This is a genomic window from Chryseobacterium ginsenosidimutans, assembly GCF_039536845.1.
GTDB lineage: Bacteria > Bacteroidota > Bacteroidia > Flavobacteriales > Weeksellaceae > Chryseobacterium > Chryseobacterium ginsenosidimutans_B.
The window spans coordinates 1,020,137-1,042,171 of record NZ_BAAAZJ010000003.1 but is presented as its reverse complement, the minus strand read 5'-3'; the positions used below and the strand labels follow the sequence as shown (position 1 = coordinate 1,042,171).

The 22,035-nt window shown below is 33.1% G+C and carries 23 protein-coding genes; 10 read left to right on the top strand and 13 right to left on the bottom strand.

Annotated elements, in window-relative coordinates; genetic code table 11:
* Window positions 1–70: 70 nt before the first annotated feature.
* The 5 genes from ABD745_RS04840 to ABD745_RS04820 all read right to left on the bottom strand — a co-directional run bounded on the left by ABD745_RS04840 (window position 71) and on the right by ABD745_RS04820 (window position 5,104).
* Complete coding sequence (locus tag ABD745_RS04840; RefSeq protein ID WP_344826073.1) at window positions 71–1,231, bottom strand: hypothetical protein; 1,161 nt, start codon at window positions 1,229–1,231, stop codon at window positions 71–73.
* Window positions 1,232–1,243: 12 nt separating this feature from the next.
* Window positions 1,244–2,212, bottom strand: a complete 969-nt coding sequence (locus tag ABD745_RS04835; protein ID WP_344826070.1) for a TssN family type VI secretion system protein — start codon at window positions 2,210–2,212, stop codon at window positions 1,244–1,246.
* Window positions 2,209–3,147 carry a hypothetical protein gene (locus ABD745_RS04830; protein ID WP_344826067.1) on the bottom strand — a complete coding sequence of 313 codons (939 nt, stop codon included), beginning with the start codon at window positions 3,145–3,147 and terminating at the stop codon, window positions 2,209–2,211. The genes ABD745_RS04835 and ABD745_RS04830 overlap by 4 nt, the downstream gene beginning before the upstream one ends.
* A gap of 3 nt (window positions 3,148–3,150) precedes the next feature.
* Window positions 3,151–3,798: a C40 family peptidase gene (locus ABD745_RS04825; RefSeq protein WP_344826064.1), complete on the bottom strand. Its 648-nt coding sequence runs from the start codon at window positions 3,796–3,798 to the stop codon at window positions 3,151–3,153.
* Window positions 3,799–4,039: 241 nt separating this feature from the next.
* A complete protein-coding gene (locus ABD745_RS04820) occupies window positions 4,040–5,104 on the bottom strand; it encodes a PKD domain-containing protein (protein WP_344826061.1) in 1,065 nt (354 codons plus the stop codon).
* 336 nt (window positions 5,105–5,440) lie between these two features.
* Here ABD745_RS04820 and ABD745_RS04815 point away from each other — a divergent pair, with 336 nt between their 5' ends.
* The 7 genes from ABD745_RS04815 (at window position 5,441) to ABD745_RS04785 (ending at window position 10,414) form a co-directional block, all read left to right on the top strand.
* Window positions 5,441–6,139 (top strand): DUF1826 domain-containing protein, encoded by a 699-nt coding sequence (locus ABD745_RS04815; protein WP_344826058.1) that lies wholly within the window; start codon window positions 5,441–5,443, stop codon window positions 6,137–6,139.
* 146 nt (window positions 6,140–6,285) lie between these two features.
* Window positions 6,286–6,675 carry a hypothetical protein gene (locus tag ABD745_RS04810; protein WP_344826054.1) on the top strand — a complete coding sequence of 130 codons (390 nt, stop codon included), beginning with the start codon at window positions 6,286–6,288 and terminating at the stop codon, window positions 6,673–6,675.
* A gap of 119 nt (window positions 6,676–6,794) precedes the next feature.
* Entirely contained in the window at window positions 6,795–7,238 is a 444-nt protein-coding gene (locus ABD745_RS04805; RefSeq protein WP_344826051.1) for a thioredoxin family protein, read from the top strand.
* A 10-nt stretch (window positions 7,239–7,248) separates the two neighbouring features.
* Window positions 7,249–8,175 (top strand): FAD:protein FMN transferase, encoded by a 927-nt coding sequence (locus tag ABD745_RS04800; protein ID WP_344826048.1) that lies wholly within the window; start codon window positions 7,249–7,251, stop codon window positions 8,173–8,175.
* Window positions 8,176–8,218: 43 nt separating this feature from the next.
* Complete coding sequence (locus ABD745_RS04795; protein ID WP_047443853.1) at window positions 8,219–8,446, top strand: DUF4266 domain-containing protein; 228 nt, start codon at window positions 8,219–8,221, stop codon at window positions 8,444–8,446.
* 35 nt (window positions 8,447–8,481) lie between these two features.
* Window positions 8,482–9,651: a DUF3570 domain-containing protein gene (locus tag ABD745_RS04790; protein ID WP_344826039.1), complete on the top strand. Its 1,170-nt coding sequence runs from the start codon at window positions 8,482–8,484 to the stop codon at window positions 9,649–9,651.
* A gap of 67 nt (window positions 9,652–9,718) precedes the next feature.
* Window positions 9,719–10,414 carry a VIT1/CCC1 transporter family protein gene (locus tag ABD745_RS04785; protein ID WP_344826036.1) on the top strand — a complete coding sequence of 232 codons (696 nt, stop codon included), beginning with the start codon at window positions 9,719–9,721 and terminating at the stop codon, window positions 10,412–10,414.
* Window positions 10,415–10,508: 94 nt separating this feature from the next.
* On the opposite strand, the gene ABD745_RS04780 is transcribed toward ABD745_RS04785, so the two are convergent.
* The 8 genes from ABD745_RS04780 to ABD745_RS04745 form a co-directional block, all read right to left on the bottom strand.
* Window positions 10,509–11,195 (bottom strand): lycopene cyclase domain-containing protein, encoded by a 687-nt coding sequence (locus ABD745_RS04780; protein ID WP_344826033.1) that lies wholly within the window; start codon window positions 11,193–11,195, stop codon window positions 10,509–10,511.
* 2 nt (window positions 11,196–11,197) lie between these two features.
* Entirely contained in the window at window positions 11,198–11,656 is a 459-nt protein-coding gene (locus ABD745_RS04775) for a sterol desaturase family protein (protein WP_344826030.1), read from the bottom strand.
* The gene (locus ABD745_RS04770) at window positions 11,653–12,123 is read right to left on the bottom strand and encodes an SRPBCC family protein (RefSeq protein ID WP_344826027.1); all 471 of its coding nucleotides are present in this window, start codon (window positions 12,121–12,123) and stop codon (window positions 11,653–11,655) included. The genes ABD745_RS04775 and ABD745_RS04770 overlap by 4 nt, the downstream gene beginning before the upstream one ends.
* 29 nt (window positions 12,124–12,152) lie before the next feature.
* Window positions 12,153–12,989 (bottom strand): phytoene/squalene synthase family protein, encoded by an 837-nt coding sequence (locus tag ABD745_RS04765; protein ID WP_344826024.1) that lies wholly within the window; start codon window positions 12,987–12,989, stop codon window positions 12,153–12,155.
* A gap of 2 nt (window positions 12,990–12,991) precedes the next feature.
* Window positions 12,992–14,464, bottom strand: coding sequence for a phytoene desaturase family protein (locus ABD745_RS04760; protein WP_344826021.1), 1,473 nt, complete (start codon window positions 14,462–14,464; stop codon window positions 12,992–12,994).
* A gap of 2 nt (window positions 14,465–14,466) precedes the next feature.
* Window positions 14,467–15,141 (bottom strand): MarR family winged helix-turn-helix transcriptional regulator, encoded by a 675-nt coding sequence (locus ABD745_RS04755; protein ID WP_344826018.1) that lies wholly within the window; start codon window positions 15,139–15,141, stop codon window positions 14,467–14,469.
* A 419-nt stretch (window positions 15,142–15,560) separates the two neighbouring features.
* Window positions 15,561–16,322: a lipopolysaccharide kinase InaA family protein gene (locus ABD745_RS04750; protein ID WP_344826015.1), complete on the bottom strand. Its 762-nt coding sequence runs from the start codon at window positions 16,320–16,322 to the stop codon at window positions 15,561–15,563.
* An 18-nt stretch (window positions 16,323–16,340) separates the two neighbouring features.
* A complete protein-coding gene (locus ABD745_RS04745; RefSeq protein WP_344826012.1) occupies window positions 16,341–17,345 on the bottom strand; it encodes a glycosyltransferase family 9 protein in 1,005 nt (334 codons plus the stop codon).
* Between the two features lie 531 nt (window positions 17,346–17,876).
* Here ABD745_RS04745 and ABD745_RS04740 point away from each other — a divergent pair.
* The 3 genes from ABD745_RS04740 to ABD745_RS04730 all read left to right on the top strand — a co-directional run bounded on the left by ABD745_RS04740 (window position 17,877) and on the right by ABD745_RS04730 (window position 21,947).
* The gene (locus tag ABD745_RS04740; protein ID WP_344826008.1) at window positions 17,877–20,273 is read left to right on the top strand and encodes a hypothetical protein; all 2,397 of its coding nucleotides are present in this window, start codon (window positions 17,877–17,879) and stop codon (window positions 20,271–20,273) included.
* Window positions 20,274–20,511: 238 nt separating this feature from the next.
* Entirely contained in the window at window positions 20,512–21,270 is a 759-nt protein-coding gene (locus tag ABD745_RS04735; protein WP_344826005.1) for an SDR family NAD(P)-dependent oxidoreductase, read from the top strand.
* Between the two features lie 65 nt (window positions 21,271–21,335).
* Window positions 21,336–21,947: a TetR/AcrR family transcriptional regulator gene (locus ABD745_RS04730; protein ID WP_344826002.1), complete on the top strand. Its 612-nt coding sequence runs from the start codon at window positions 21,336–21,338 to the stop codon at window positions 21,945–21,947.
* Window positions 21,948–22,035 lie beyond the last annotated feature (88 nt).

Sequence of the window (22,035 nt, the reverse complement as noted above, 5' to 3'; positions counted from 1 at the left end):
TTTTATAAATTTTTAGATTTCAAATTATTTTTCATCCACAGACTTTAAATAATAAATTCTTTCTTAATTATTAGTCTGCCAAAAAGGTTCTGCTTCTTTTAGCATGAATCACAGCCTCTCTTTCATCTGTATTTTCGGAAACGAAGATACTTCCATCACGTTTTTTACCTATGTAGTCAAGTCTGCTCAACACAGAATATAAATCTTCAAGCGTTTTCATAAATCTTCTGATTTTGATGATTGTTTTATCCATCTGATTATGATTATAATCGCTGTTAATCGTTTCGGAAAAAATCACTTCAAAATCTCCCTGACTTACATTACACCATTCTGCAAAATAGTTCAGCAACTCTTCTTTCCCCGCTCCGGAGCGCGAGTCGATGAAATTCTTTAAAAGTCTTGCCAAAGCCACTACAGAAACAAGCATTTCTGCCGGTGGTGTATGTGGGGACATCCAACGGAATTTATTAATCTCGATTCCTAAATAATTCAGGGTTTTCTCGGACATCATTTCCATCATCAATGCTAATTCATTGCTTTGCTTCTTGGCATGAATTTTTTGTGCAATCTGTACAGCATACAATTCTATCTGTCCATAAAAATGATCGATTTCAACAAACAATTCCTGAAGTTTTTTATGACTAGAAACACTCACAGAAGGAGGAATATAGTTTTCATCGATTCTGGATTCCCCGGAACTAACCAGGATTTTTCCTATCGTAAGATAATGGGTTCCAAATCCTATGGTATTTTTCAATTCATCTTCCGGAATAAGATTAAGTGTATATTCAGGGAAACTATAAGGATATCTCGGCGGATTTTCCTCAGGGTCTGGCTCTCCATAAGGAGTTCTTTTAAAAGGATTAACAGAAATACAGGCTAATAATACTGAATTTTCATCTTCTTTTAATTCCCTGGCTGCTTCTGGATAAGGAATAGAAAGACTAAGGCTTTCGGATACACCTCCTCCTATTTCTATTCTGGAACCATTGGGAGTTATCGCATGACATTCTTCTACTTTTATTCTTAATAATTTATGATTATCAATAATTAAGTTTATTTTGATAGGATCTTGTACAGGTAACAACCCATAGCTGATCATTGAGGTATGAACCCCCACAGAATCTCTTACAGAGTCACTTACAAAATTCTGAACATCTGTAAAATGGGTTTTATTAATCTTCATCCCGTCGATCCAGTTTACGGGAAAGTGGTTTAATTTTTCTATCATTGTAGTTAGTTTTTAAGCATGTAATTCACGTTGTTCATCTTCTTTTTCACGGTTGAATTCAAAATCAGTTTTTATTGCATTTTTATTTTCTCCTAACATCTGATCCGCTCTCATACAGAAAACAACACTGTTTTCTTCAATTCCATTCATATAAAGAGTGAGTTTTGGGTCTATATATTTGGTAGCTTCGTACCATTTGGGCTGAAGAAAGAACACCCAGCTGAAAAGACCATTTTCATCCTCAATCTGGATTTCTTCTCCCGGATGTCTTTGATTATAATCTACTATAAAATTGTAAAACAATCTTCCAAAATCTATCCTGGTTGGTCCTTTAGCACGATAAATACTATACTTAACAGCATCTTGATCCCTATCCATAATATAAGTAAACACCACCATATCCCGCCATTCTTCATCACTGAGACCAATTGTTTCTTTATAGTTTTCAGGGAACTTCCAGGTCACATATACTTTCGGAGGTATGTTCATTGCCCGGTTAAAAGTATCATTTAAGAAAGTCGGGATAAAAAACACAATGAAATGTCCTAACATGAGATAAACAAGGTCTGCTCCATTTAAAAATGTATAGATCAACATAAACGGAACAGAAGCATAGCAAGCCGACAAAAATGCAAACAAATATTCATTACCTATTTTTTTCGACCCAAACTTCTCAAAATATTCTCTATACCCATAACAATGAATAATTCCTATTAAGAGTGAACATATCTGGTAAAAGATAAACTCATACAAGTTGTTATTCTGAAAAAGTTTATTGTATCCCAATAAAGCAATAATGGCATAAACAAAAGCCAGCGAAAAAATATAAATGTAAAATTTTGATCTGTACTTTTGTTTGAATTCCGTTGTCTTCTGCGAAAAAATCATAGTAAGGATAACACACACAGCAATCACCACTACAACAATCATCAGCAGTTGAGGATCGAATAAATTGGAAAAATATTTTTTAATTTTGTTCATATGCTCGTGTTATATCCTAAAACAGGGGCTTCTATATCATTATTAAATTCAAATTTCTGTTTATCTTCGGGAAGCAGTATAATGGTATTTATTTCTACTTCTAATGGAAAAAAATGTTCATAAAACATATCTGCAAATTTTTTCTTTCCTCCTTCATGAATAAAATCCGTGAATAGAGATTTTTTTAAAGGCCCAATCTTAATATCTAAATGTCTGGAATAATCGTCGTAACATGTTCCCGTAATCGAATCCAGTCCTAGCCTCGTCTCTCCCAATGATATTCCCTGACTTTCATCACTGTATTCCTGATATTCGCGATCACTTACTTTTACCTCTTCCTCAAGCAGTACAGAAAGTATATGACAAGCCTGCTGAATGTTTCCCACAATTTTATAGGAAAAAGGAAGCAATCTTATAAATTTAGACACCAGAATCGAAGGAAAACTTCTGTCTATATCCCAAAAATCATAGAACATATCCGGAGCCTCACTGCCATTAAAATCAAATAAAAACTGACTTTCAAAACGCTCTGTTTCCACTCCATAACGGAAAATTTCGTTTTCAAAAGGCTGAAAGAATAATCTTGCAGCTTTCTGTTGCTTTTTCTGTTCGTAATATTCCTTAATCATTGAATCAACACCCTTTCCCAAAGACTCGTTTTTTGAGGCATGAGAAATTCCTTCCGGTAAAATATCATAGATGCTGTCTCTGGAAAGATTCAGCTTAAGCATCTGTGTACTGTCATAGTCGTAATCAATCATTTGAGCATCAAGTACATCAAAACGATACGCTCTGGAAAACTGTCCTTCTTTATAAATTACATATTCTCCTTCTTTTATATCTTTATGCTCCAAAAGATCATTAATAATGACTTCTGCCCTAATATCATGCTTTAGGGTTCTTACAAGCCCGGCAATGTTTTCCAAATGCTCCATACCCTATTTTTTTTCTTTTAACCTTCCAGCCGCAACATAACGCAGCTGAAAGTATTCATCATTAAAATTGTAAATATTTAATCCCCTAGCTGAACACGCCAAAATACGATCATTATGCAGATAAATTCCTACATCAGAAATCGGATGAAACTTGTCATATCTGAAAAAAATAATATCTCCTTCTTTTAAAAATGTTCTTCCTGTAAATAATTGAAGAGTTTTGGAACGGAAAATCCCGTCCGGAGTCTTGGAAAAAGTTTCATTATATACATCACTGAAAAGTGCCTGTACAAAATAAGAAGCATCCACGCCTTTTTGTTTTTCCAAAGATTGTTTTTTATAAGGTGTTCCAAGCCATTCATCTATATAAGAGTACAATTTGTAATCCTGTATTTCTTTAGGCATAACCTCCATTATGATAGAATACTTTTCTTTAATCTTCAAGGTATCATCATTCAATCCCTGCGCATTGTCATCCACAACAGAATACTGGGCGTCACTCTCCTGCTTGTTTTCCTGAACTTTTTTAGAAAATTCTTCTGAAGTATAATTATATGGAATCTCTTTGATATATCTTTTACCACCGCATGAGGATATAGTAAAGGAAGATAATAGACAGAGAACAATATAAAGGAATCTATGTTGTTTCATCAAAATGCGTTTTAACAAATGTATATAAATTATTTCAAATTAAACAAACGGAAATAAAAAAAATAACAATTTTATAATAAAATCGAAATAAAACCTACTAATAATTAAACATAACACATTATCAAATCTCAAGTATAATCAATTATCAACAGCATCAAATTAACATTATAGAACTACAACTTTATTTTTAATAATAATAACTGATATTTTCTAAAAAATATTCAAAACATCAAATATGAATTTATTCTTTAATCCACATCATCCATTTTTTCACTTTATACTGGATATTGATGTTTTGAATACAGTTTCTAGAATTTTTATTTAATCTCAAAGCAGAAATTTTGATTTTTTTGCCAGTAATAATCTGACAAAACTGATCAAAAGGAACAAGCTTTTCATCATTTACGACCACCGGAATATCAAATTTACCGCACAGATATTCTTTAAAATCATCTTTAGTTTTTACCTGTAGTGCTACCTGATTCAGAAGAATCTGAAACTGTTCGTTAGAAATTTCAGGTATTTTTTTGTCCGCAGTTAAAGAATCTTTTTTTGATTTTGTTTTCGGAGAAACCGGAATATACTGCAGCATATCTACCAACGGATCTTTTTGTGCCTCGCCTTGAGGCAGTGAAAAAGCAGAATGTGGTTTTTCGAATTCGTAAGATTCAATATCTATCTTTTGTTTAGCCTTAATAGTTTTAGGAGCTACGTAAATGGTCTTCACAGCTGTATGTTCGACATCTCCGTTTACAATTAGAGTAATTTTTTTATCACCTACTTTCTTAAACCTGTAAACGGGCGATTTGGCTAAAGCATCAGTCGACGCGTTTTCACCAAAACTCCATTCCCAGGATTCACCCCCCTCTTTTTCGGCACTGAACTGAACAGGATCACCAACAAAAGCTACATCTGGAGCCATAATAACAGGAAGATAACCCGTTTGCTGACTTATACTGGTAATTGTTACCAATTTTTCGTGGGTGCAATTTCCGTTGATTGTTAACTTTACAATATATTCTCCCGGTCTTTTATAGTAATGAATAGTTCTTTGTCTGTTATCAATGGCTGTACTGTCTCCGAAATCCCATTTCCAGGACTTTGCGCCATCAGTATTGTCATTGAATTCAATTACCCGATTTACAACGTATTCGTCTGCATGAATGTAATAATTTGCATTTTCACAATCGACATGACGGAAAAATTGATATAATAGAAATAGGAAACTTAGCAATAGAACGATGCCAAAAATCACATATATCTTAGGGTCGATATTGGACAGAAAATTGAATTTCTTTTTTTTCATTGAAGTATTTGTGTTTTTACAAATATATTCAGCATTTTAATTTTAACCAAATTTTTTTTGAAATAAAACCATATATTTTTGATTTTAATTAATATATAAAATAAAATCGTCACCTGAATAAGCTGGGAATTGGTTTTAGATTCCAAATATTCATATTTATTTTTATATTACCGGTTTTTGAATAACTTATTTGTTAGATGATCTCAATAACATAAAATTCGAATTTTTTCTTACAGGATTTCATACTCATGTGAATTTGATTGTTTTTTTGGCATTAAAAAATATTTTTGTTTATTATTTTTGCATAGATTTAATTTAATAGACATCTTCCCAAACATGAGCAATACATTCTCTGACAATGATCAAATTGGGGTAGTTTCCTCTTTTTCTGAACTTGTAAATACCAATTTTCAGGGAACTATGAATGCGATTTCCTGGTACAGGAATTTGAATGGAGATTTTAAAGAAATTGTGTCTAAACTACAATTAAAGGAAAATATTACAGAAGTTTTAACCGAAGATCTTTTAGCCCTCCAACTATCAGAAAAAGGCATTATGGCAAGGGAAATTATTTTAAATGATTTAAAGTTATTAACAGATTTTGGAGCATCACCTTCACTCAATTTACTCAAATGTTACGAACGAGATGAAGAGTTAGATTTTATTTCAACAGATGTATATTCTTTTCATGTAGATCGTTCGCCTATTGGTACTGATACTTTTTTATGCACTTATCATGGTGCTGCAAGTGATATTATTCCCAATGATCAGGTTGAACAGAAAATTTTGATTCCAGAAATCAGAGAAAAGCTTAAAGAATTGCATGATGGTCCAGAAGCAGAATTTGAAACCTTCTTAAAAGATTATTTCTTCGACTTGCATTATCAACCTAAACCCAATGCAAAACCTATCAATTTAGAATCAGGACATCTTTGGCGCTTGGCAGTAGATCATCCTGAACAAAAAGTTTTACCCTGTGTTCATAGAGCTCCTGTAGAAAACGATGGTGAATATCGATTACTTTTGATTTGCTGACTAATCCGAAATTGCCGCTGCAGTTTACATTTTTCTTCTTCTGATATTATCCTTAATTAAAATTTAAAACTCTTAAAAAAACTTACTTTCCTAAGAGTTATTAATTTAAAATGATTCTTAACGAAACAATTCATAATTTTGATTAGGTGAAAAAGCTGATTTCAATATTGCTGTTATTTCTGTATTTGGTTTCTACAACCGAACTGAATCAGCTTTTGAAAATTCCTGATCTGATAGAGCACTATTGTGAACACAAAGCTCTGAATCCGGAAATGTCTCTCACCGCATTTCTGAAAACACACTACGATCATCCGGTAAAAGACGGAGATTACGGTAAAGATCAAAAATTACCTTTTATTATTCATTCTGCACCTCTTGCATTGTTTTTTACTATTGAACAGGGATTTCGTTTTGAAATTAAAAATGACAGTTTCAAACAGATCCGCTCTCACAAAATACCTTCCTATAACGAAAACTTTTGCTTTAAAGGTTTTATAAATTCAGTTTGGGAGCCGCCAAGACATTTTCAGAGCTAAATTTTATCTTAACTTGGTTATTTATATAATCAAATTAAAACTTCTATAATAAAGTTCATGTTTAAGCTTTATTAATATTCTATGCATAATTAAAAAAGATCATTATAAAATCTTAAATAATGAAAACAATAATTTCAGCCTTGATAATGGCAGTTTTTTCAATTGGCATTCAGGCTCAGAACCGTATGGATAATGTCAAAAAACAGGCTACAGAAAATAAAGAGCTTATTTTGCTCAATTTTTCCGGTTCCGACTGGTGTATTCCATGCATTAAACTTCATAAAAACATTATCGAAACAGAAGATTTCAAAAAGCTGGAAACCGAAAATGTGATTGTCTACATCAATGCAGATTTTCCACGAAATAAGAAGAATCAGCTTTCTCCTGAATTGAAAAAAGAAAACGCTTCACTTGCGGATCATTATAATTCGAAAGGGCTTTTTCCTTACACACTTTTACTGAATTCCGAAGGAAAAGTACTGAAAAGCTGGGAAGGCCTGCCTTCTGAAAATGCTTTGGCTTTCAGCAAAGAGATAAGAGAAATCAAAGAAAATCAAAAATAGCACGAGAATTATGTTAAGAGAATTCAAAAGACCTCAGAAATTAATGGGGAACGCTTTTGAAATTACCGTTGTTACCGATGATGAAAAGACAGCGCAACATCATATTGGTGCTGCTATCGAAGAAATCCGGAGAATTGAAAAATTGCTGACAACTTTTGATGAAGAAAGCCAGACTAACCTCATTAACCAAAATGCAGGAATACAGCCTGTGAAAGTTGATTGGGAAGTTTTTGACCTTATCGAAAGAAGCTTGAGAATCAGCAATATCACAGACGGATATTTTGATATTTCATATGGCGGTATCGATAAAAGTTTCTGGAATTTTGACCGGGAAATGAAACAGCTTCCTGATCCTGAATTGATTAAAAAGCATTTAAAATTAGTCAATTATAAGAATATCCTGCTGAATCGCGAAAACCAGACCGTATTTCTGAAAGAAAAAGGAATGAGAATCGGGTTCGGAGGAATCGGAAAAGGTTATGCAGCGGAAATGACAAAAAGACTTCTCCAGAAAAGAGGTGTTATATCGGGAATTGTAAATGCTTCCGGTGACCTGACAACTTGGGGAAATCAGGCTGACGGAAAACCCTGGACTATCGGAATTGCCGATCCGGAAAATGCAAAACAGCCATTTTCTTATATGAATATCACAGATATGGCCATTGCAACTTCAGGAAATTATGAAAAGTTTGTTGTCATCAACGGTAAAAAATATTCTCATACCATCAACCCGAAAACCGGAATACCGGTTTCGGGCGTAAAAAGTGTTACCATTTTTTGTCCTAACGCAGAAATTGCTGATGCAATGGCAACTCCCGTAAGTATTATGGGAATTGATTCTGCCCTCAATATGGTGAATCAGATCAACCATCTGGAATGTATCATCATTGATGATCAGGACAAAATTTATTCATCTCAAAACATTAATCTAAAATGAAATCGAAGATTCCATTTGTCCTTAAAAAACAAACCCAATTCAAATGAAAAATTTCATAAAAATAACAACAGCAATTTGCTTTTTAGTAACAATTGCTTCTGTACAATCCTGTACAACAGTAAAAGAATACGAAAAAAATAAATTAAACGATGCTGAAATGGTTCTCGGAAACAGAACAATAGAAAAAACAGAACTGAGCTTCCAGTCTTACAGGGAAGGCTCTTCGGGAGCCAATGCAGGAAAAGTGGGCGGCGGTTGCGGATGCAATTAAAAAAGAGTAATTGTAGAATTTAATTGTGATCTAAAATGAAAAAATTGATAATAAGCATCGTTGCTCTTTTCGGAATTTTTAATATAAAAGCGCAGGAAAACACAAGCAGCGAACAGCCGAAAAAACTGACTTTTGATGAAGCCAATTTAGTTTCCAGCTATTATAAACAGGACGGAAACAATTCGGCGGTAACAGGAGGAACAGGCTCTGAAAAACTGACCGACGTTTCCAATACCATTGATGTAACAATGGTGAAATATGATAAAAAAGACAGAAAAAATAAATTCAACTTCAGTGTCGGGATCGATCATTATACATCGGCATCTTCCGATATGATTGATCTAAAAGCCAATTCATCAGCTTCTCATGCAGATAACAGAATTTATCCTGCATTAAGCTGGAGTCGTGAAAATGAAACCAAAGGCAGTACATTGATGGCAGGAGTTTCATTCTCCACAGAATTCGATTATCAGTCTTATGGGGCAAATATTGGCTTTTCTCAAAAAACAGCCAACAAAATGGGAGAATTTACAGCAAAGTTCCAGGCTTATCTGGATCAGGTAAAATTGATTGCTCCGATAGAATTGCGTACTGCAGATAATGAAGGTACAAGTGGCAGGAATACATTTGCACTTTCTCTCTCCTATTCTCAGATCATCAATCAGAATTTCCAAATAGAATTTTTAGCGGATGGTATTCAGCAGACGGGATATTTGAGTTTACCTTTCCATCGTGTTTACTTTACGGATCATTCGGTTCATCAGGAAGCGTTGCCGGATAAGCGTTTTAAAATTCCTTTGGGAGTAAGAGCGAATTATTTTCTTGGTGATAAAGTAATTTTAAGAGCATATTACCGCTATTATACTGATGATTGGGGATTAAAATCAAATACATTCAGTCTGGAAACTCCGGTGAAAATCTCACCTTTTGTTTCGGTGAGTCCTTTTTACAGGTATTATTCTCAGACTGCTGCTAAATATTTTGCGCCTTATCAGGAGCATACGGCTTTTGATGATTTTTACACAAGTAATTATGATCTTTCAAAATTCGACAGTCATTTTTACGGAGCAGGAATCCGATTCAGTCCAAAGAACGGTTTATTTGGTATCGAACGTCTCAATATGCTGGAAATCAGATATGGCCATTATACAAAATCTGTGGGCATGAAATCTGATATCATTTCGTTAAATTTAAGATTTAAATAAAATTATTTTAATTTTGACTTGTCAGATTCTATTGGCAAGTCAATTTTTTTTAATCAAAAAAACATCTATGCATCATCAATTAGAAAAACATTACGTGAATAGAGTCGGCTGGCTTCGTGCGGCAGTTTTGGGTGCGAATGACGGATTATTGTCTACTACAAGCATTGTAATTGGGGTTGCTGCGGCGACGCCGGATAGAAATACAATTATTCTCGCCGCTTTAGCAGGAATGATTGCAGGTGCAATGTCTATGGCTGCAGGTGAATATGTTTCGGTGAGCTCTCAGGAAGATACTGAAAAAGCTGATCTCTTTCGGGAGAAAAAAGAACTTGAAGAAATGCCTGAAGTAGAACTGAGAGAACTTGCAAAAATCTATGAAAGACGAGGTGTAAGCAAAGAGACCGCTTTACAGGTCGCAACAGAACTTACAGAACATGATGCATTGGCAGCACATGCACATGATGAATTAGGAATTAATGAGATTACCCAAGCAAAACCTTTTCAGGCTGCTATTGCTTCCTTTGGCTCGTTTGCTTTGGGTGCTTTATTGCCTTTTGCAGTTTCAATGTTGGCTCCGATTAAAGAAATGGTATATTTTCAATATGGATTTTCTATCATTTTTCTAATGGTTCTGGGAGCAATCTCTGCAAAAACAGGAGGTTCAAAAATAGGAATTGCTATTGTAAGAATATGTTTCTGGGGAACGGTGGCAATGGGTGTAACTGCTTTGATAGGACATTTATTTGGCGTAAATGTAAACTAACAATCCTAATATATAATTATTGGTTATTTATTATCTCAAGCTTAAGAAATATGATTAACTTTTTTACCCATTTCTGAAACAGAAAATATTATTTTTATTCTTTTCTTTTAAATTTTTGAAATAAATAAATATTCCATAGAATCATTTCATATCCATAAACCGTATCTTCTATAGGAATGGTAAGTATCCTTATTCCCATAAAATCCTGAGGATTGTAGTTCACAACAGGAGATTCCAAACCTGTACCGGTAAGTATCCCGTTTACAGCCAGAAACCCGGGCATAAGAATAAGATAGATGAATGAAGCTTTGCCAATCCATCTTGTTTTTAATATAAAATAAAGCATGAACATACTTATGGCTGTCGATAGGAAGGTAATCAAAGTGTAGATCTTATCATGAAAATAAACAGCTATCCCTAATGCAAAAATAATAGAGACAATCACAAATACTTTTTCCGGCAGCGTTTTCCAATCCAGCCTAAAAAATGTATCGAGACAGAAATATGTAAAAATACACGAAAACGGAATACAGAAAAAAAACAGTACTTCTTCAACCGGAAGATTGTAAAGACGGATTCCTAAAAGATAGATATCATTGAACCACCATACTCCTTTTTTGGTAAACCAAATATCCCAAAGAATAAATACGAAAGCCACCATAAATGCTGCCTTAAAAAAAGCAATAAAGTGTCTGTTGAATTTTATTTTAGGATGAAATGAAAAAACAAAACAGATGACTACCGTAAAGAAATTAATCAAAAGATAAGTATAGTGCAGCATTTTCAGGCTTTATGTTTATTAAAATACATTCTGAAATATTTTATGGGAACCCACAAAAAACCAAAGCATTCTCCTTTTTCTTTTCCGGTATGCTTATGGTGCTGTTTATGAGCTCTTCGTATAGCAAGCAAATAGGGATTTTCTGTATTGCGCAGGATTTTAAGCCTTTGATGTATAAATATGTCGTGGACAAAAAAATAAGCCATTCCGTATAAAGCTATTCCGATGGCAATATAAAACCAATGGTTAAAATTCTGTGTTGTTCCGTAATACATCAAAAGTATAGTGGGTAAAGCAAAAATGACAAAGAAATAATCGTTTTTCTCCATAGCGCCTTCATTACTGTGGTCGTGATGATCTTTATGAAGCATCCAGAGAAAACCATGCATTATATACTTATGAATAAGCCATGTCATTCCTTCCATGATAAAAAAAGTACATACTACAATCAGGAAATTCATGACTTTGTTTTTTTATTAAAGAGTTCTTCTAAAACTTTATACCTGTAGCCGAAAACATGTTCAAGTTTTTTCTTGACAAAGATTTTATGGGCAATTTCACCTAAAAATCCTAAAGGAAGTTCATAATCTACCGAGTCTTTCATTAAAACTCCTTTTTCATTAATTATAAATTCGTGATGGTGATTCCAGAGTTTATAAGGTCCTTTTTTCTGAAAATCTGTAAAACTTTTTTGAAAATCAACCTGAGTAATTTCTGTTTTCCATTTCATTTTTATTCCCAGTACAGGCGAAACAAAATAATCAATAATCATTCCTTCATAAATTTCATCATCATCCATTTTCGTAAGCACAATGAAGTTCATATCCTTCGGTGTGATTTCAGAAAGGTTATTGGCAGAAGAAAAAAAATCCCATGCTGTTTTTATATCGCAGTTTAGTTGCTGTTCCCTATAAATTCTATGTATCATTAGATTGTGTACTATTAAATTTTATTGAGCTATAAAAGAGATGTTTTATACTGCACGTAGCTGCTCATCATTAAAGATAATTTTTTACCATTAGATATTCTTATTCTTTGATTGATAATCTTACTGGCAGAAGTTTTTTTAATTTTCCTGAAAAGTGAAGTATAATAGCGGTAAGCCAGATAAACCCCGAATCTTGAAGAGCGGGGCAGTTTTTTGATCCCTTCCAAGGCGGTTTTAAACTCTTCTTCAATCTCCTTTTCAATATGTGCTTTCACTGTATTGTCAAAATAAGAAATATCAACATTAGGGAAATAGCAGCGTCCTAAAATCTGGTAGTCATCTTTCATATCCCGAAGAAAATTAACTTTCTGAAACGCAGAACCCAATATCATGGCATAAGGTTTCAGTCTCTCAAATTCTGTAGTATTTCCTTCTGTAAATATATGAAGGCACATAAGCCCCACTACTTCCGCAGACCCTACAATATATTCTTTATACAAATCTGAGTTATAATCTATTTTCTGGAGATCCATTTCCATACTTTTCAGAAACTGACGAATAAGACTGTAATCAATCCTGTATTTGTGTACCGTTTCCTGAAACGACTGCAAAATTGGGTTCAGGGAAATTTTTTCTTCCAGAGCTTCAAAAGTCTCTGCTTTGTACCTTAATAAAAGTTTCTGCTTATCATAACTATGAAAGCTGTCTACAATTTCATCTGCAAGACGCACATATCCGTAAACAGCATATACAGGATTTCTGATTTTCGGGGAAAGTGCCATGATTCCCAGAGAAAAACTGGTACTGTACTGTTTAGTCGTTTCTCTGCTCATTTTGTAAGAAAGGTCGTCAAACAATTTTTTCATAATTAATTTATTTTACTGGCTTCGCTGGCTGCTATTTTTCCGGAAATAATCGATGGCGGAACTCCGGGTCCCGGAACAGTAAGCTGCCCCGTATAGAGAAGGTTTTTTATCTTTTTATTTCGGATAGAAGGCTTTAAAACAGCCGTTTGTGATAATGTATTGGCAAGACCGTAAGCGTTACCTTTATATGCATTATAATCTTCTTTAAAATCATTAATACAGTAACTTCTTTTATAATCTATTTTTGAAAGCAGATCTGAAATTCCGGTATGTTTTTCTAATCTTCCTGTCATCTCGTTAAAATACTTTTCCCGCATTTCTTCAGAATCTTCTATTCCGGGCGCAACAGGCATTAACAGAAATACATTTTCACAGTTCTCAGGTGCAGTGCTTTTGTCTGTTTTGGATGGGCAGCAGGCATAAAATAAAGGCTTTGTAGGCCATTTTTTATCTTCATAAATTTCATGGGTATGAAGTTCAAGATCATTTTCAAAGAAAAGCGTATGATGCTTTAGATTAGGAATTTTTGATTTGATGCCCAAATAGTAAATAAGACACGACGGAGCGAATGTTTTTTTCTCCCAATATGACGGTTTGTAGTTTCTATACTCCTCAGAAAGCAGTTGATTTTCTGTATGATGATAATCAGAAGATGCGATGATAATATCAAACTGCTTTTCTTCTCCATTTACCATAATTGAAACAGCCTCGCTATTCTCAATATTGATTTTTTCTACATTTGAATTAAAATAAAAATTTGCACCCTGTTCTACTGCAATCTGCATCATAGCATCAGTAACTTTTGAAAAACCACCCATTGGATACCATGTTCCCAGTTTGTATCCTCCATAATTCATCAGACTGTATAATGCAGGAATATTTTTCGGTGCAGCTCCCAGAAAGATTACAGGAAATTCCATCAACATAATCAGCTTAGGATGACTGAAATATTTTCTTACAAATTGACTGAAGTTGGTAAGCAAATCTAATTTCAGCGCATTCTTTGCCATCTTAGGAGAAATAAACTCGAACCAAGAATGGCAGGGTTTATTTACAAAATCTTTCATTCCGATTTCATATTTGATCTGTGCATCTTTCATGAAATCGTCAAGTTTCTTTCCTGCTCCTTTTTCTATGCTTTCAAATAGAACAGTCATCTCTTCATAACTGTCCGGAATATTCATGACACCATCCGAAAATACCATTTCAAACTGAGGATCAAGTGGAATCAGCTCATAAAAATCAGATGATTTTCTTCCAAAATCCCCGAAAAATGATTCTATTATATCAGGCATCCAATACCAGCTTGGTCCCATGTCAAAAGTATAGCCCTCACCGGTACAAAATTTTCTTGCTCTACCTCCTACCTCATTATTTTTTTCAAATACATCCACTTCATTTCCTTCCTTTGCTAAATAGGAAGCTGCTGATAAGCCCGAAAAACCAGACCCTATAATGGCTATTTTCTTGCTCATGATTAATTTTTTATGAATGAATATTCTTTACTGACAACATCAATAAGATTCTTTGATTCTATATTTCTGCTGAATATCGGATTATGAAATTTTTCTAATTTATCCAAAATCCGTATGAGTTCCATTTTTTCAGAATAACTAAGATCTCCGGCTACAATATTGGTTGCTGTTCTTATCTTTTGCATTTGATTTTCTAAAGATATAATTCCGGAATTTGTAATATTTATGACTTTTGTTCTTTTATCAGTCTCCGAATCTGCCTGTTCAATCCAGCCAAGTTTTATCAGCCTGTTAATGATTAACATTCCTACAGGTTTTTCATGGACATTCTTTTTGATAAGTTCCATTTTGGTCATTGCTCCAAATGCTTTAAGATTAATGAGATAAATAAAATCTTCCTGTGTTGCAAAGCCGGACTCGAAAATGGCTGATTTTGAGTAAGATTTGGCATATCTGTTAAGATGAACCAGAGAAGTGCTTATTACACTTTCAGGACTTCTTCCCGCTTCTTTACCTTCCCAATAAGGTTCTTCACCGGTATTTTTTTGTTTATAGGATTCTTTTTCGCACAACCATGCTTTAAAGCCCTCAACATCTGAAGTGTAAGAATTTCTTTTATTCTCTTCATCAAATTCTTCAAGTAATTTGATAATATCTTTTACAATTGTATAATTCATTGGATGAATTTAGTATACAAATATACTAAATTAAAATAATTAAAGTAAATAAATAAACTAATTTCATCCATTAAAATTTAAAATAGAAGTAAAATCCCAAAACTGAAACTTCTACTTATAACCATCAAGTTATATCGCAGGAGCTCCCAACAATGGATATTGAAAAATATTATATACAGGAGGGAATAGTAGAAGGTACCAACTGAGAAGTTCTGTAATTATTAATGGTCTTACAATTTTAAGACAAATTTATCTTCTCGTCATGCCGCTTTTGTTACATTACAAGTACGAAAAATTTTGCAGGTCAGCAATGACTGCAAGACTTATTTTTCAAAACAAGACTGGGAAGAACTTTTTACACTCTAGAATGTATGCAAAATTAAAGCATCTATTTTACCCAGTATTTAGGGAAAATGAATTTAAATTTTTATGAAATATTTATAAAATTTAAGTACTTTCTTTATCCGGCGTTTAATTAAGAGTTTATTAACTGCCTGAAAAATTTTATTAAAACAAAATTCTGAAGATGTTCCTGATAACGAACCATATTCTTCCGCAATTATTTTTATGATTTCTTTATTATCTGTTAATCTTGCAAAATTTTTGAGACGTTTATCTATTTCGATATTGTCGTAAAAATTCATTCTATTTAGATCGACCAGATAAATACTGTAATTATCATTTTCCTTTTTTATTAAAAAATTATTAGAAGAATTATCAATAAATTGTATTCCATTATTGTGTAAACGAAACATCATCGATGTATATTCCTTAATGATTCTTTCTCTGTCAGGAAAAGAAATATCCGCGAAAACATCAGTTAAAGTAAATGAATTTTCAAGTTGCTCGCTTATATAATAACTCGATGTTAAGCCAATCAAATCATGATTTTCAACGTAAGCAACAGGTTTTGGAGTGTGAAAATTTTTGTCTATTAACATGTGTGCATATTCAAAAGATCGCCTTGCCTTGGATTTGCGATAGAATTTATATACATGCCTGTTAATAATATTATGTTGTTTAAATGATTTAAAATTTAAGACTGTTCCATTGACATCGAAAAATTTAATAACATTTCTGCTACCATTGCCAATTAGTTTACCATCATTTTTAAATTTTTTTAAAATACCAATTATTTCCTCTTCGTATTGAGAAAAATTTTCATCAAAAATCAATTTCATAATAATTTATTTTAAAAATTAAGAATGGTTCAAAGTTTTCCTTATTAAATCTATAATATTTTCATTATCTACATTTCCTGTATTAATAGAAAAGCTCTTATCATTATAAGGTCCGTAGGCATTCTCATCCGTCACTGAAAACAAGCCGATGGTAGGCGTTCCCGAAGCGCTGGCTAAGTGCATTACCCCATTATCGGCAGCTATAAACAGTGTGGTATTTGCGATAAATGCACCCATTTCGCGAATATCTGTACTGTAAAAAGAAGGAAGCTTAAAATTTAATTTCGAGATGTTTTCAACAGGTAGAAGTTCGATAATGTTATAATCGGGAAAAGCTTGTGCCAGTTTATCATAAAATTCAGTCCACCAACTTTCAGAATAACACTTATCTCCTGTAGCATTTGTAAACAGACAGATTGTTTTCTTATCATTTTTTACGAGGTCAAGTAATTTTTCCTTGCCTTCTTTTATCTCATTTTCATCCAACTTAAGATCGAGAGGTGGTACTTTGCCTGTGTTCTCAGATATTCCCAGTTGTTTTAAATAGTGCCTTAGATTGTAAACACCATTTTTGGCAGAATGTCCATAATCTGAATATTTTAATGAACAGCTTTCGTCAAAATCTCCAAACAGCCTGTATTTTGAATTGGCAAAAAGAGTGGATAACCTACCGGATGATGATCCAAAACTAGCATTAATCACCAAATCATATCTTTTCGTTTTTATTGAAGTCCAGCCTTTTATATATTTGAACAGATTACTAAACGGTCTCTTTGGAAGTTGGGTAATTCTATCAATATTTGTATAATTTTTATAAATTACAGGGGTTACTCCACCTTTTACAAATAAATCAATTTTACTGTCCGGAAAAGTGGCAATAACTTCCTGAACCAAAGGTGTAAGTAGTAATAAATTACCTAATCTGTGATTAGGTCTGGAAATTAGTATTTTCTTTATTACTACATCTTTTTCATGATCTATATCTAAATTTGATTTTCCGATGTTTTTAGTCAAATTTCGCATGACAGACCTTCGAATGCGATTTATACTTTTAGAGATTTTCATAAACAAAAATGTTAACAACATTTAGCGTACTAAATTATAAAAAAATACTCTAAAACAGTAGGATTTTGGTTAAATTTTCCATTACAATTAGCAGTATAGTAACCATGCTCCGATAATCCATAATTCATTGAAAATCTGATCAATACACATTAACTACCCGGAAAAATGTAAATTTACTATAGTTTACAGCTTATGAATAACAACCGAATAAGGGCAAGTTGGTATATAAACTTAATCTAAAGCGGGATTTCAAATTAAAAAAACAACAAATATTAGCTTGGCAATAATTATTTTCTAAAACTTTGTTTTTGACGAAATACATAATTTCCTGAAGACTTATTTTGAAGATTAAAAAAGAGATTTATAGAAATGAAAAGCTGTTTTAAAGAATTAAAATATCCTTAAATTTAAAATTAGAAGATAAATATCAGTTTTCGAAATCTTTAAATGAGTAATTTAGCCCTGGATTAAAAATGCGCTAAGATTTCTATGAAAAATATATCCTTTTTATTGCTTATTTCAATTGTACAACCTCTATTCTCACAAACTAAACTGGAAAAAGCAATTACAAATCTTGAGAATAATTATGAACAAGAAAAAGTATATCTGCTTACCGACAAATCACAATATGTAGCGGGTGATCAAATCTGGTTCAAAAGCTTTGTATTTGATGGTTATAATCGCTCTACATTGTCCACCACTCTATTTGTAGAATTGTACAATTCTGATAAAAAATTAATAGACTGGAAAACCATACTTCTTACCAATGGTGAAGGCAGCGGAGATTTTAAGCTCAAAGAAGAACTTCCGGAGCAAATCTATTTTGTAAGAGCCTATACTCCTTACATGACCAATTTTAATGAAGATTTTCAGATTGTTAAAACAATTCCCATTTACAATCCAGATTCTCCCGAAACATTAGAGATTTCTAAAAATTCCGATTGGTCTGCTAAAGCTTTTCCGGAAGGAGGAACTTTCATTAACGGCATGTCTACGAAATTTGCAGTAAGATTATCAGGCAATACTTCTTTGCCGGAAAACTGGACCGGAAAAGTAATAGACACACAAAATCCAACTATACCCGTTACTACCTTTACATCTTTCGATAAGAATGTTGCATCTTTTAAAATAACTCCGGTTTTAGGAAAAAAATATCAGGTTATCATTCAGGATAATACAGGAAAAAACCAAACAATAGATCTCCCACAAGTTGCAGGCAGTGGCGTCAATCTAGAAGTTTCAAGCTCTAAAGATGGTATTAAATACAGCTTAAAGGGAGTCAACTTAACCCAACAGCTTCAAAATTACAAAATCGTCGGAACCATCAATAATCATCTTGCATATAAGGCAAGCATCAGTAATTTAACTAATGAAGCTTCAAGTATTATTCCTACAAAAATCAGCAATGGAAACAACGGTGTTTTACAATTAGCAGTTTTTGATGATCAGGAAAATCTGGTTACACAAAGACTCTGCTTTATAAAACCCAATAATTTAAAAATTGAGAAAGCCGAAATTATCGGCCAGAATCTAAAACAAACACCAAGATCATTCAACAGTATTGATCTTTCTCCTGAGTCAGTTTTCAAAAATTATACTGTTTTAGTAAGTGATGATAACAGCAACGATCCGGAAGAAGAAAATATATTAAGTAGTCTTTGGTTAACAGGAGATTTTACCACAAAAATAGATGCACCGGCACAATATTTCTCTAAAAATGCCAATAGTGAGGCATTGGACGCTCTTCTTATTTCCGAAAACTGGAAAAGATTTGACTGGAATTCCGTACTTAGCGGATCTGTACCTGCCATTAAAACCAATTCTAAAAAATTTCTTTCTTACAGGGTAAAACCTCTGAAAAACAATGCCATGCTGAAGGATACTAATGTAAATTTAGTATTAAAATTAGGTAAAAATGAGCCGATTATTAACCCATTCAGAACCGATCAAAATGGGTACATTTATTTAGACAACCTCAGCTTCAATGAACCTTTGAATGTTTCATTATTTATAAATTCAGAAAATAATAAAGAAGCAAGTACTGATAATTTATACGTTACGGTAGAGCCTCTGGTAAATCCCACACAATTTAAAGGTAATTTCCCAAGTACAAAATACAAATTGGTGAAAGCCCCTGAAAGTAAAAAACTTTCTCCAGCAATTTCCAGAGCCGTCAACACTCAGAAAAACATTAAAAAAGCAGAGAACGTTGATGTACAAATTGAAGAAGTAAAATTAGCCGGAAAAAAGAAGGATCCAAAAGAAGAACTAGACAAGCAACTGTCCAGCGGGATGTTTAGTTCTATTAACTCTACTATATTTGATTTTGTAAATGAAGATCAACATGCCATCGGATCAAGCAATATATTCGACTGGCTACAGGGAAGAGCTGCCGGTTTAACATTTCAAAGAGATAATTCAGGGGTTAATGTTCCCTACATTCGTGGTAAACAGGCCAAATTATATTTAGATGAAGTACCTACTGACCCCACAATGATTACAAGTCTTCCTATAAGCAATATTGCTATGGTGAAAATTATTAAAGAATCAGGATTAATAGGCAATGCAGTAGCAATCTATACCATGAAAGGTAATATGAAATCTAAAAATAATGAAAAAGAAACGCAAAATAACAACTCATCTACACTAAAAGGTTATGATAAACCTTCAGAATTTCTTATTGAAATGTTAGATGATGATTCTCCAGCGAAAATCGAAAATGATACCCGAGAAACATTGTATTGGAATCCTAATTTGTTTGATAGTGATTATGTCCCTCCGAGAATTAAATTTTATAATAATGATACCGCAAAACAATATAAAGTACTTATCATAAGTTTTGATGAAGACGACAATCTCCTTTATGATAAAGAAATCTTAAAATAATATTTCTCTAAATAAAAAAAGCCTTTCAACTCTATTGAAAGGCTTTTTTTATTTAAAATTTATCCTAATTAAAAGCAAAAAATTTTAATGCTAAAGCCGAAATACACATCAAAAACTAAATTAATACATCCAGCCGCATAATAATTATCGATTTTATTTATTAAAATAAATAAAAAAATATTTTGTTCATTGAACACTGTTCAATAAATTTGCATCATAAATTTTTAATCGTTTAAATATGAAAAGAGCATTAATCACCGGTGCAAGCGGCGGCATTGGTTTTGAAGTAGCAGAGAGGCTTTCTCAACTAGACTATCAATTGACATTAGTCGCACGGAATGAACAAAATCTTAAAGCTGTTCAAAAGCTGTTAGGAAGTGGGCACGATATACTCGTTGCCGATCTCACCAATAAAGAAGATCTTCAAAAAGTAAGCGAGCACTTATCTGAGAATAAATATGATGTACTGGTCAATAATGCAGGGACAGGATTATATGGAGAATTTACTAAATTACCGCTGGATGAGCAATTAAGCATTATGAATCTGAATATGGATGCACTAGTCACTTTATCACATGCCTATTTACAGAATGCAACATCGGGAGACGCTTTAATTAATATTGGTTCCCTTCTGGCTCACTCTTCATTTCCAGGCGGTGCCGTCTATGCAGGGACAAAAAGTTTTGTTGCTAATTTTTCAGAGTCCCTGTGGTATGAATTTAAAAACAAAGGTGTATTTGTAGCAGGATTTAATCCGGGGGCGGCAGATTCAGATTTTCATAGAAATGCGGGAAAAAATACCCATGCATTTCCAAAATTTGTTGTTTCGAATGTCGGAGATGTAGCTGATGAACTAGTTGCAGCTCTTAAAAAAAGACAAAAACCAAGAATAGTTCAAGGATTTAAAAACAGGCTGATGATGTTTGGTTTTAAATTTCTGAGCAGGAAAATGGCTGTAAATATAATGGGTATGATCAGTCCTGGAATATCACATTAATTTGACCAACGGTTATGGCTTAATTTAAAAATCCATTTCTTAATTTTACATCTTATATTATTAGTATGAGTATTATTGAAAGAAAACATAAAGAAAAGCAGGATATGCGCAAGCGTATTTTAGATGCAGCACGTAAAATTTTTCTTGAAAAAGGATACGAGAATACAAGCATGCGAAATATTGCCAGCGAAATTAACTATAGTCCGGGAACGATCTATTTTCACTTCAAAGATAAAAGTGAAATTTTTCACGAACTTCACAAAGAAGGTTTCCGCCTTTTGCTGGTCCAACTCAGAATTTTGGATAGTGTAGCCGATCCTTTTGAGCGCCTGAAAGCTGTCGGAAGAATATTTATCAAATTCGCACAGGATAATAAAGATTACTATAATCTGATGTTTCTGGTAGAAGAATCATCTTCAGATACTTCCGCAGAAGGAGGTTTTCAAATTGCAAAAGAAGCTATCAATCACCTTTTAGAATTGGTTAAAGAATGTCAGAAGGCTGGAAAATTTCAAAATATGGATACAGAATATTTTGCTTTTATGTTACTTTCGTCCATACATGGTATCTGTGCTCTGTTTTGCAAAGACCGCACAGTAAGTTTTGAAAATAAAACTGACGAGGATCTGATGACGAATGGATACAACTGCTTTGTATCACTTCTGGAAAAAGGGTAACCTTTTTTTAACTATTAATTGAACACTGTTTAAATTTAATACAATGATTAATAAATATCAAAAAAAATTACTTCTGTGCTGTTGCTTG

What these genes read in the sequence shown, in the direction of transcription:
- ABD745_RS04740 (WP_344826008.1), top strand. Translation starts at nt 17,877, where the DNA reads ATGAAAAATATATCCTTTTTATTGCTTATTTCAATTGTACAACCTCTA.
- ABD745_RS04765 (WP_344826024.1), bottom strand. Translation starts at nt 12,989, where the DNA reads ATGAAAAAATTGTTTGACGACCTTTCTTACAAAATGAGCAGAGAAACG.
- ABD745_RS04840 (WP_344826073.1), bottom strand. Translation starts at nt 1,231, where the DNA reads ATGATAGAAAAATTAAACCACTTTCCCGTAAACTGGATCGACGGGATG.
- ABD745_RS04795 (WP_047443853.1), top strand. Translation starts at nt 8,219, where the DNA reads ATGAAAAATTTCATAAAAATAACAACAGCAATTTGCTTTTTAGTAACA.
- ABD745_RS04835 (WP_344826070.1), bottom strand. Translation starts at nt 2,212, where the DNA reads ATGAACAAAATTAAAAAATATTTTTCCAATTTATTCGATCCTCAACTG.
- ABD745_RS04790 (WP_344826039.1), top strand. Translation starts at nt 8,482, where the DNA reads ATGAAAAAATTGATAATAAGCATCGTTGCTCTTTTCGGAATTTTTAAT.
- ABD745_RS04755 (WP_344826018.1), bottom strand. Translation starts at nt 15,141, where the DNA reads ATGAATTATACAATTGTAAAAGATATTATCAAATTACTTGAAGAATTT.
- ABD745_RS04780 (WP_344826033.1), bottom strand. Translation starts at nt 11,195, where the DNA reads ATGCTGCACTATACTTATCTTTTGATTAATTTCTTTACGGTAGTCATC.
- ABD745_RS04735 (WP_344826005.1), top strand. Translation starts at nt 20,512, where the DNA reads ATGAAAAGAGCATTAATCACCGGTGCAAGCGGCGGCATTGGTTTTGAA.
- ABD745_RS04730 (WP_344826002.1), top strand. Translation starts at nt 21,336, where the DNA reads ATGAGTATTATTGAAAGAAAACATAAAGAAAAGCAGGATATGCGCAAG.
- ABD745_RS04830 (WP_344826067.1), bottom strand. Translation starts at nt 3,147, where the DNA reads ATGGAGCATTTGGAAAACATTGCCGGGCTTGTAAGAACCCTAAAGCAT.
- ABD745_RS04800 (WP_344826048.1), top strand. Translation starts at nt 7,249, where the DNA reads ATGTTAAGAGAATTCAAAAGACCTCAGAAATTAATGGGGAACGCTTTT.
- ABD745_RS04745 (WP_344826012.1), bottom strand. Translation starts at nt 17,345, where the DNA reads ATGCGAAATTTGACTAAAAACATCGGAAAATCAAATTTAGATATAGAT.
- ABD745_RS04825 (WP_344826064.1), bottom strand. Translation starts at nt 3,798, where the DNA reads ATGAAACAACATAGATTCCTTTATATTGTTCTCTGTCTATTATCTTCC.
- ABD745_RS04775 (WP_344826030.1), bottom strand. Translation starts at nt 11,656, where the DNA reads ATGAATTTCCTGATTGTAGTATGTACTTTTTTTATCATGGAAGGAATG.
- ABD745_RS04760 (WP_344826021.1), bottom strand. Translation starts at nt 14,464, where the DNA reads ATGAGCAAGAAAATAGCCATTATAGGGTCTGGTTTTTCGGGCTTATCA.
- ABD745_RS04815 (WP_344826058.1), top strand. Translation starts at nt 5,441, where the DNA reads ATGAGCAATACATTCTCTGACAATGATCAAATTGGGGTAGTTTCCTCT.
- ABD745_RS04770 (WP_344826027.1), bottom strand. Translation starts at nt 12,123, where the DNA reads ATGATACATAGAATTTATAGGGAACAGCAACTAAACTGCGATATAAAA.
- ABD745_RS04750 (WP_344826015.1), bottom strand. Translation starts at nt 16,322, where the DNA reads ATGAAATTGATTTTTGATGAAAATTTTTCTCAATACGAAGAGGAAATA.
- ABD745_RS04820 (WP_344826061.1), bottom strand. Translation starts at nt 5,104, where the DNA reads ATGAAAAAAAAGAAATTCAATTTTCTGTCCAATATCGACCCTAAGATA.
- ABD745_RS04805 (WP_344826051.1), top strand. Translation starts at nt 6,795, where the DNA reads ATGAAAACAATAATTTCAGCCTTGATAATGGCAGTTTTTTCAATTGGC.
- ABD745_RS04785 (WP_344826036.1), top strand. Translation starts at nt 9,719, where the DNA reads ATGCATCATCAATTAGAAAAACATTACGTGAATAGAGTCGGCTGGCTT.